The following is a 9,597-nucleotide window of genomic DNA, read 5'->3' on the forward strand; positions in this document are numbered from 1 at the left end:
CTCTATCTTACAGATACAGATAGTAGAATTACACCTTATTTAATTCACGATCCTAGGTGGAAAAAGTCGATGAGGTGCAAAGTTGCTCTTAATCTTTTGTTAGGTTGTGATGTGGTTTTTCCATTACTCAAGGCTCACGACGTTGAACACCTTTTCTACAAGCGAATTGACTTTAGAAATTGCCGAGGCTATGAGATTCCATTTCTTGATTTACTTCCAATGAATCCAGTGACTCATCGGCAAATTATCACACCACTAAAAGATGTTTTGTGTTCACTACTTGGACGCAAACTAGGCAACGCAGTCATGGCTAATTGTTTAAGGGGTTGTTTGCTTTTTTGGTATGCGATCGCACTTAGTCCTTTCCTACTTCTTGCTAATAGTTTCAAGAGGTAAAAATTGATGAAATTTGACTGTTGTCACCGCAATATTTCCAGTAGCCTTTACAACATTGGCTCCCTCTTTAAGGATTGGAAGGCTCCTTCATTAAGCAGTCACCAACTGGATCGTTGGGTCGCGAGATTGAGACGTGGATATCGCCAGATTTTTGGTCGAAGGGTCTCAATTGGCTAAATAAATGGTGTGATTGGTTGCCGCTGCAATTTTAGACTACTCCCCTTTTGGGTGGTCGGTGCAGCGCTTGGGGTGAGCGAAAGGATGATGTCAACCCGCTGAACTTGAACACATTACAGGAGTCGAACAATGCCGCAACGTGTTTATGACGAACAAGGGCTAATTTATGCCTTCTATCAACGCCTGCCAGGTCAGGAGAATAATCCGCTCTACTTGTCCATTCAGACTCAAATCGCTCAAAACTTTCCTCAGTCAATGAAATTTGGCTTGACGCGGTTGCCTGTAGTCAATGAGTTGCTGCAAGTCGATCGCTTTCTGTGGCGTGTAGAGGGAATCATTCATCAATCGGTCGGTTTAGAAGCTGCCCCAGATGACCTACTCGCTTGCCTGCCGCCACAAGTTGCGATCGTTCAACTCTCCTTCTATGGAGTACTGGGTTAAATCGCTGTTGACTCTCTGGAATTGTCTCTGCTTGCATTCTTGCTGTTTCACGCGCTATTGGCGAAACTATGATTGTCACGATCGCAGCTGGACAAAATCCCAGACTCACGCTTGATCCTCGCGTTCCCATTGCAACAATGACTGCTTTTATCGCCCAAGTCAGTTTAGGAGATACCCCGGTTACTTCACTAGCGTATAAAACAATTTTCGCTGTGGGAACTACTCTTTTTCTGATGACTCTAGCGCTCAATGTTTTTAGCTTCTGGTTTGTGCGTCGATTTCGGGAGATTTACGAATGACTCTGATCAATTTCAAATCATTGAACTCTAACAGCTCGCCTTTGTTTACGGCATCGCGATCGATGCGGTATGGTCTAGATTGGTTGTTCGCGATCTCGACTTGGGCGGCGATTTTTATCGCTTTGGTTGTGTTGGCAAGTCTGCTGATTGATGTTGCAGTCGATGGAATTCCTCGCCTCAATTGGGCGTTTCTAACAAGTTTTCCTTCCCGCCGTCCGGCTGATGCAGGCATTCTTTCGGCTCTAGTTGGCAGCTTGTGGTTGCTTGGGCTGGTGATTGCGATCGGGTTTCCCGTTGGAGTGGGAGCCGGAATTTTTTTAGAGGAGTTTGCCGATCGTTCTTGGCTGACTAACATCCTGGAAATCAATATCAGTAATCTAGCAGGCGTTCCTTCGATTATCTATGGTCTACTCGGCTTACAGCTATTTGTGCGGGTGCTGCAACCGATTACAGGCGGAAGAACCGTTCTTTCTGGTGGGCTGACTCTATCTCTGCTAGTTTTACCAGTGATCATCGTAGCAACGCGTGAGTCACTTCGGGCTGTTCCGAGTAGTTTGCGTGAGGCTGGCTTTGCTTTGGGAATTACTCACTGGCAGGTGCTTTGGGGATTGGTTCTGCCACAGGCACTTCCAGGCATTCTCACAGGCACAATTCTGGCTATCTCACGAGCGATCGGAGAGACCGCATCATTGATTACGATCGGAGCATTGACCTTCATCGCGTTCTTGCCACCCTTATCGATCGAAGGCTTACGCACTCCATTTACGGCTTTGCCCATTCAGACCTTCAATTGGGTGTCTCGTCCCCAGCCTGAATTTCACACTAATGCTGCTGCTGCGATCGTTGTGCTGATGGCGATCTTGTTGTGCATGAATGCAACGGCGATCTACTTGCGAAATCGATTCTACAACGCTAATCAATAGCAGGTCTAATGTTTCAAGCGCTCTCAAGAGCCAAGGGTGCTTGGAACATAGACAATTCTAAAGTTTGAGCAATACTGACACAGCGATCGTGCAAACTCAGTGTTAGATCAGTGGAATAGTGCTCAGACGAGCAGGTTTTGAAACACACCCCAGTCTAATCTCCTGCATAAGCGCCTAGTAGAGCAATTCATGCAGGAGATTTCCTTAAACTTAACAGGTGGTTTTGAGATGATACATCACTGCTGGAGAAAAGCCTGCCCAGAGCGGCGTATTGATATCCGCAGTTTTCAGTCCCTCTGCTGTCCAATGATTGCTATTGCGGACAATAGAATATCGTCCTGTTGCTTCATAGAATGCTGTTCCAGAGGCAGGATCAGAGAGTTGAATTAACTTACCTTGTTCAGTTCTTCAATACTTCGGACAAATTTTGAGCAGATTTTCAGGTTCAAACCCTGATTCGCTCGTGGGACAGGATCTTATTTTCAAAGTCAGGAACAGAGCCAACTGTGAAAGAATAGCTCAATGCTGGAACTGTAATCCCTGAAAGCCTTTTGGGGTCGTTCAAAAAACTGTCCGGACTATTGGTTCTTTGAAACGACTGTTTGACAAATTGCATCAAGGCTAGATAGTGCGATCGCTCCACTCCCACACATTTCACCTCATCGTGATTGGGTAAGCGATCGTGAGCCTGAACTCGCAATGCCGCCAGATTTGGGAAGAACAGCGCTCGAAATCCTCTAGGGATAATGTCTTCTAGTCGAGTCGGAGGATTCATGTACCAATTGCGCTCTCCCCACCCAAACCCAATGTACTGAGAACGGGTAAGCGGTTCAGGTAAGTATGTTCGCCAGTTAAAAGCATCGGTTTGAACTGGAATAATAAGGTTAGTGTGAATATCCGTTCGAGTCACACATACTTTGTATTGACAACCGAGGCGAACTTGAGAACCCCATGTTCTAGGAATCAGTGATCCGATCGTCAGTAAGATTGGAATCGGCAACAAAAGACTGACAGCAATTGTTAAGCATCGTTTCAGCTTCATAGTTTAATTCAAGTTTGTGATGCCGAGATAGTTTCATTCACAGCTAAAGGAACTTTGATCGGTTCAGGAATGGGTTCTGTGATCATAGTTTCGAGAGCAGTTTGTAGCGTTTCGGTGAGGTCTACGATCGCGGCAGAGCGATTAGCGCGATCGCTTTCCCATCGGTCTGATACTGAGATCGCTTCTCCAACCGTAAATTTCACTCGTCGTAACCCAAGCCGAGGACGCTTTGCTGGGTTGCCCCGTTTCATCCGTGTGACGCACTCCCAGAGCAAGAGAGCGATTTCAGCGATGCGATCGAGACTCGGTTTCTCTGCAACATATTGTTCTGTAAGGTTGAGAAAACTCTCAGTCCAGTGCATATGCCATAGATACGAACTCGCTTCAGCGGCAATTTGGTCGGCGAGTCCCCGCTCTACTGAAGATAGCTTGTTTAGCTGTGGTAAATCACTGCGATAGATTCGTGTCCAAGCTGCTTGCTCAATCCGATGTCGTCGATCGATAAAATCTCCCTCTGGAGCTATCCCGAAGTATCGTTCTGCAACACCCAAGGCAACATCTAGAAGCACTTGTAAGCGATCGCTGATTGTTCCCGTTTGGGGTAAATTCTGATGATAGAAATGATTGTAAAAGTCTTCCATCTGTTGCAGTAAGTGATGACTCAAGCGATTCAAACGATAGTAAAACCATTCTTCACTATCTTGACTAATTTCGGGATGCGGTTGATCAAGTTTGGATAATCCACTATCGACTTCTAGCTGGTCAAACAATCGAACAAGTGCAGCCTTTGGTGTCCGAATATAGCGATATTGAATCCCTACCGGAACTATCAAGACTTGTTCGGAACGTCCTGCCTTTTGCAATTCTTCGACAGTCCAGAAGCCAAGACGGGCAATTCCTGGCTCTAAGGGACTTAAGCGTTCATTTTGCCCGTTCACGGCTCCTTCTGGAGCAATTGCTAGCGGAAACTGTCCCTCGATCGCAAGTTGACGCGCCGATCGTAGCCCAGCCAAATCAAGTTTACCGCGTTGAATTGGAGTCGAGCCTAAGCGCGAGAATAGCCATCCTGCAATCGATCCGGCCCAGAGTGGAATACCACGATCATACAAAAAATGCACATGAACAGGCGATCGCAATCGGATGTTGTACTGTAGTGCGATTTTAGGTAAGACACGGTTGATTAAGTGCAACAGGCAAGGGGGATCATCACAAGTTGGATGACGAAAGGCAATCAGTAACCGAATCTTGCCAAGTTGAAATTGCTCATAAAGCGCGGCGAGATGTTCGATGTTTTGGGTTTGAATTTCGCTGATTCCGTTTTGATGGAGTAACCAGGACGGAAGAATCTGTTGCACGATCGAGAAAACCCAAGGCTTAAACTCAGGAGACAGGAACTCCAAAGGGGGCTGCACAGTGTTCGTTGCCATAAGACATTACTTCAATCAAGGGCGTTACTAGAAGAAAATTGTGTAAGAAGTTGTTCCCCAGCACCCCTTCCTTAGTTCCACACTTGAAGGAAACTGAGGAGAGGCACAAGGAACAGTAACAAGGTAATGGAGGAGCAAAACTTTTGGGTTAGTCGTACATTCCAGCGATCAAATCAGCATAGTGTTGCTCAACCTTGGCACGACGGATTTTTAAAGTTTGCGTTGTTAAGCCATTATCCGGAGAAAATGGCTCAGGTACAAAGCGAAAATCTGTGATCGAATAAAGCGATCGCGGACTTGCAAACTGTTGCAGTTCTGTTTTAATCAGATCGCGAACTTGAGGATAGTGGATCAATCCATTCTTTGGAACTAAGGACAACTTCTGAGTCGTTGCCCAAGCTGCGATCGCGTCAAAGTTTGGATAGATCAGTGCAGTTAATCGCTTTCGATCCTGCCCAATCAACACAATCTGACTAATGTAAGCACTTTGTCGATAGCAATTTTCTAAAGGTTCTGGCTCGACGTTCTCGCCATTAGACAGCACGATCGTATCTTTTAGTCGTCCAGTAATGACGAGATCACCATCAGGTGTTAACCAACCTAAATCCCCGGTATTGAACCAGCCATCACTAGAAAGCACTTGGGCTGTTGCTTCTGGATTCTCATAATAGCCGTGCATGACTTGTGGACCTCGTGCTATGACTAATCCGGGTTCTCCCATCCCCAAAGGCTTATGAGTGTCTGGATCAACAATCTCAATTTCTGTTCTAGGTAAAGGATGACCCACTGTTCCCCGCACATTTCGGCTCATACGACGAACCGTTAACACTGGTGAGGTTTCGGTCAAACCATATCCATTGAGAATCTCGATTCCAAGAATCTCGTAGAAGTTATCAAGATACGTGGGAAGTGTGGCTCCACCCGTGATTGTGCATTTAAGCTGAGGGGCAATAGCAGCACGAACTTTACGATACACAAGTCGATCGCCTAAGCGATGCGAAATCGATAAAATTCGGCGCTGCAACTTCGGAAGTTTCTTGTTTTTGAAACCATTGTCCAGATGAACGATCGATTGACGAGTCGCAATCCTTTGCTGAACAATGTGGCGTTCACTTAAGTGTAAAAATATTTTGACCATCGCTTGTGTCATTCGGCTTTTCTGCTGAAACTGCTGATGGATTGCTTCGTAGAGCAATTCCCAAATTCGAGGAACTGCGGCTAGATAATGAGGTTGCTCGGTTTTCAAATCTTGTTTGAGGTGTCGTCGATCGCTGTAAACAATCATGCAGCCCCACGATAGTAAAAAGTACTCACAAGCACGCTCATAACAATGCCAGGTTGGAAGAATCGAAAGCACCCGTTCTCCAGGGTTGGGTTGAACTGCAACATCAAAATTCTCGATTTGATGCATCAGATTCCCGTGAGTCAGCATTGCGCCTTTGGGATTGCCCGTTGTGCCTGAAGTATACATAATCGTGGCAAGCTGCGATCGCTGAAACCCTCGCATTACATACTGACCCCGCCCTAATGTGAGCAAATCATTAAAGCCAAAGCAACCCTTTTGAACCTCATCCGACAGCAGAATCACCCGCTCAATTTCGAGATCAACCAAAATAGACTGGAGTTGTTTCCACGTCTTTAAGTCCTGCAAAATCACGGTTGTGCTACCACTATGACGCAAAATGTACTCTAGTTCTGGCAAAGGTGCGATCGCACTCCGAGGAACATTTACAGCGTTTGCAAACAAAGATCCCAAATCCGCAATCAACCAGCGCGGCGAGTTTTCTGCGATAATCGCAACTCGATCGCCGGGTGCAACGCCTAACGCCTGCAATCCACCCGCAAAATTGAGCACTTGATCAAACACTTGGCGATAGGTCATCTCAACAATGGGCTGACGATGCGGATCTCGAAGTGCAATGCGATCGCCATAGTCTCTCACCAAGCGTTTCCAAACGGTAAATAGCGTTGCCTCGATCTTCGTCTCTTGAGTAATCACTTCTGGTGCGAGTTCAGCTTGCATAGTTGTCTCCACTTTGATTTCGGAACGGGTATCCCAAGAAATAACTAGCCCTAGCTCACTAAGGTAATTTTGCCAATCTGCTATAAAAGCATCCTGCACTGTTGTTTGCATTAGTTTGGCATCCACTCCCCTAGAAATGGAATGTCAGCAAAATCCCAATTCTGCTCGGTCTTAACAATTTGGTTTGTAGCAGCATTTACATACACTTCCAAATCATTATCGAGTTCGACTTCCCAAGCTAGTAGATCGTTCTCGCGCTCCAAGGTTGCATCAACGGCAGCAGTTCCCGGATTCGCGGCTAGAACGGTTTCAACGGCTTGAACTAGGCTGACAGAAGGAGCCATGTTGTGAGGGGATGCTTGTGCCTCTTTAGGCTTGAACCACAAAGCTCCCGCAACGATGAAAACTCCAGCCCCAATAGCACCTGCAATTTTTTGGTTAGCGTTCATGATGTTAATTCCTCAGTTTTGGAGGTCGTTGTATTTCTTGTCCATATCTCCAAGTTAGAAGGAAAGATTAAGAAAACCATGAGAAGGCCGGCTAATTTTCCACTTGTCCGATCGTAACAATGTAGAGCGCCGCTTCCTGCTGCCCATCAAGCTCTAGTAATTCATTGAGGGAGTTATCTAGAAAGGCTCCGATCGCGCAAGCTCCCAACCCTAATGCTGTTGCTGCTAGATACAAGTTTTGTCCTAGATGCCCTGCTTCCATCAAAACATAGCGGTAAGTGCGTTCGTGATATTTCCACCGTGTTCGCTGAAAAATAGCAGAAATGACAAAGCAAACATTTGCTTGCGCTAAAAAATCTTGTCCTAGTCCTGCGGTCAAGATCGCTGCCCGAAAATCTCCTTCCTTCAATCGCTCTAATCGATGATTTTGAATTGCATAGTGATAGATTCCTGAGGGTAATTGTTCTACTTGATGAACAAAAACATAAATCTCCAAGGGATACAATGCACCCGCAGATGGAACTGCCCGAAGCTCACGATTTTGATCAGTAATTCCTTGAGCGAGATGGAGAACTTGCGATAGGTTCGGTAAAGATAACGCAGCATTGGTATAGTCGCGCCTCGATCGACGAGTCGTAATCGCAGTTTCCAAACTCACTCTGTCAACATTCTGCGGCTTCGGGAGTTCAACTTGTTCTGCGTCCGGGTAGGTTTTGTAGCGTGGAGGCTGTTCGCCCCAGTTAAAGAGCGCTCCCCAGGCTTGTTTATACCCAGGTTTACTCCACTCATGGTAAAGAATCCCCATATCTTGATGCTCCGGGGTTTGCGTCCCTTGAGGAAGTAGTCGTCCAACAATGAAGCCTGCTGCGATTGAGACCACTGCTGTAAATAAATTTCGCCGTCCTGTAGCTGGTGTGGACTGATGAACTGGATGAGCCGATGAACGGTGCTGCGAATGATGCCGGAAATGATGCCCCCAGTATGCTTTAACTCGGTTCCAACTCAACAAAAGATGCAATACTGCTACTGCAACCCAAGCGTAGCCAACCTGCCCATGAAACGCGAATCGATGCACTCCCTGTGTATCCATAATTATGCCGCTCACCAGTAGATAGAAACTACCGATGATAAGAAAGGCAATCGCTAGATAATTGAGATCAGGCTGTCTCATAGCAAATCAAGCTAATGTACTTGTGCTGCATCATAGTTCTGAGTCGGCGACAACTTCCAGTGTGTATTGCCCTCTAGTTTTAAAACGTAATGATGATATTGCAGCAGGCTAACCCGATGTCCCACACTGATAAAGGTAATCTTCATTTTCTGAAGCTGTTGATACAACTGCTCTTCGTTCTCTAGATCTAAAGCACTCGTTGATTCATCTAAAATCACATAGCGGGGTTGAGCGAGTAACAGTCGAGCAAAAGCAAGCCGTTGTTGTTCTCCTAATGAGAGCGTATTTGCCCAATCTAGTTCAACATCAAAACCGCCCACTCGATCGAGAAGTTCCGCCAGATTCACTTGTTCTAAAACTTGAGAGAGTGTTGCATCGTCAACCTTGCGATTGGCTTTGCCAAGCTCCAAAGGCTCGCGGTGAGGATACAGGAGTTGCTCTCTGAGTGATCCCAGCACCATGTAAGGGCGTTGCGGCAAAAATAACATTTCACCCAAAACGGGACGATTGATCTGACCTAGACCTGCACTCCATAACCCGGCGATCGCTCTAAGTAACGAACTCTTACCAGTCCCACTATACCCGACGATCGCTAAACTCTCACCCAGATTGATCTGCAATGATAGATTCTTAACTAGAGTTCGCTGATAGTTTGGTGTCAGGAGTGTGACACGATCAAGCGATAGTTCTTCTGCTTCAATCGTTGTGATCGTTGTCGATTTCTCTGTTTCCAGCGTAGTGGGTTCGATCGCTTCTGCAAAACTACTCAAACGGTTTATGCCTGCTGCAAATGCAGTCAAGTTTTCAAATTGGCTCACCACGATCGAGAGTGCCCGGAAAATCTGATCGAACGCGATCGCGGCTTGCGTAATGGCTCCAAAATCGGTCTGCCCTGCAAAATAAATCGGTGCAACAACGATATAGGGCAATGCTCGAACTAAAAAGTTATAGCTACTCGTAAAATATCCTAAGTTGCGTTCCCAGCGAATCAACAGATCAAAATTCCGCAAAGCATCCCCAAATCGGCGTTGGAGTTGGGTGAGTTCTACTGTCTCTCCTTGATAGAATGCGATCGCTTCAGCATTGTCCCGAACGTGAACTAGACCATAGCGAAAATCCGCTTCTTGTTTCAGTTGATTAAAATTAATGCCAACGAGCCGCTGTCCGATCCAGGCTGTGATGATTGTCCCAACGATCAATAGTCCGGACGATTTTTAGGAGAGGGAATCGACAAGAAAGCCATCGATCT

Annotated in this window: 9 protein-coding genes and 1 pseudogene; 3 read left to right on the forward strand and 7 right to left on the reverse strand. The window is 46.2% G+C overall.

Annotated features, from left to right (window positions below):
• From ACKFKF_RS32905 to pstA, 3 genes are all read left to right on the forward strand, one after another.
• Window positions 1-396: hypothetical protein (locus ACKFKF_RS32905; RefSeq protein WP_446871602.1), on the forward strand; the 396-nt coding region annotated here is incomplete at its 5' end.
• Between the two features lie 306 nt (window positions 397-702).
• Window positions 703-1,014 (forward strand): hypothetical protein, encoded by a 312-nt coding sequence (locus ACKFKF_RS32910; RefSeq protein ID WP_446871603.1) that lies wholly within the window; start codon window positions 703-705, stop codon window positions 1,012-1,014.
• Between the two features lie 295 nt (window positions 1,015-1,309).
• Window positions 1,310-2,236, forward strand: a complete 927-nt coding sequence (pstA, locus tag ACKFKF_RS32915; protein WP_446871604.1) for a phosphate ABC transporter permease PstA — start codon at window positions 1,310-1,312, stop codon at window positions 2,234-2,236.
• 210 nt (window positions 2,237-2,446) lie between these two features.
• On the opposite strand, the pseudogene ACKFKF_RS32920 reads toward pstA, so the two are convergent.
• From ACKFKF_RS32920 to ACKFKF_RS32950, 7 genes and pseudogenes are all read right to left on the reverse strand, one after another.
• Window positions 2,447-2,629: pseudogene (locus ACKFKF_RS32920) on the reverse strand (DUF2459 domain-containing protein); the annotation flags it as partial.
• 52 nt (window positions 2,630-2,681) lie between these two features.
• Window positions 2,682-3,278, reverse strand: a complete 597-nt coding sequence (locus ACKFKF_RS32925) for a DUF2459 domain-containing protein (RefSeq protein ID WP_446871605.1) — start codon at window positions 3,276-3,278, stop codon at window positions 2,682-2,684.
• 8 nt (window positions 3,279-3,286) lie between these two features.
• Entirely contained in the window at window positions 3,287-4,705 is a 1,419-nt protein-coding gene (locus ACKFKF_RS32930; RefSeq protein ID WP_446871606.1) for a 1-acyl-sn-glycerol-3-phosphate acyltransferase, read from the reverse strand.
• A 148-nt stretch (window positions 4,706-4,853) separates the two neighbouring features.
• Window positions 4,854-6,728, reverse strand: coding sequence for an AMP-dependent synthetase/ligase (locus ACKFKF_RS32935; protein ID WP_446871607.1), 1,875 nt, complete (start codon window positions 6,726-6,728; stop codon window positions 4,854-4,856).
• A gap of 110 nt (window positions 6,729-6,838) precedes the next feature.
• Entirely contained in the window at window positions 6,839-7,177 is a 339-nt protein-coding gene (locus tag ACKFKF_RS32940; protein ID WP_446871608.1) for a PepSY domain-containing protein, read from the reverse strand.
• A 91-nt stretch (window positions 7,178-7,268) separates the two neighbouring features.
• Window positions 7,269-8,348, reverse strand: coding sequence for a SagB/ThcOx family dehydrogenase (locus ACKFKF_RS32945; RefSeq protein ID WP_446871609.1), 1,080 nt, complete (start codon window positions 8,346-8,348; stop codon window positions 7,269-7,271).
• A gap of 11 nt (window positions 8,349-8,359) precedes the next feature.
• Window positions 8,360-9,547, reverse strand: a complete 1,188-nt coding sequence (locus ACKFKF_RS32950; RefSeq protein WP_446871610.1) for an ABC transporter ATP-binding protein/permease — start codon at window positions 9,545-9,547, stop codon at window positions 8,360-8,362.
• Window positions 9,548-9,597: the final 50 nt, after the last annotated feature.

Source organism: Phormidesmis sp. 146-12, assembly GCF_052939495.1.

Coding starts and splice junctions, on each gene's coding strand:
- ACKFKF_RS32935 (WP_446871607.1), bottom strand. CDS start 6,728: ATGCAAGCTGAACTCGCACCAGAAGTGATTACTCAAGAGACGAAGATC.
- pstA (WP_446871604.1), top strand. CDS start 1,310: ATGACTCTGATCAATTTCAAATCATTGAACTCTAACAGCTCGCCTTTG.
- ACKFKF_RS32930 (WP_446871606.1), bottom strand. CDS start 4,705: ATGGCAACGAACACTGTGCAGCCCCCTTTGGAGTTCCTGTCTCCTGAG.
- ACKFKF_RS32910 (WP_446871603.1), top strand. CDS start 703: ATGCCGCAACGTGTTTATGACGAACAAGGGCTAATTTATGCCTTCTAT.
- ACKFKF_RS32940 (WP_446871608.1), bottom strand. CDS start 7,177: ATGAACGCTAACCAAAAAATTGCAGGTGCTATTGGGGCTGGAGTTTTC.
- ACKFKF_RS32945 (WP_446871609.1), bottom strand. CDS start 8,348: ATGAGACAGCCTGATCTCAATTATCTAGCGATTGCCTTTCTTATCATC.
- ACKFKF_RS32925 (WP_446871605.1), bottom strand. CDS start 3,278: ATGAAGCTGAAACGATGCTTAACAATTGCTGTCAGTCTTTTGTTGCCG.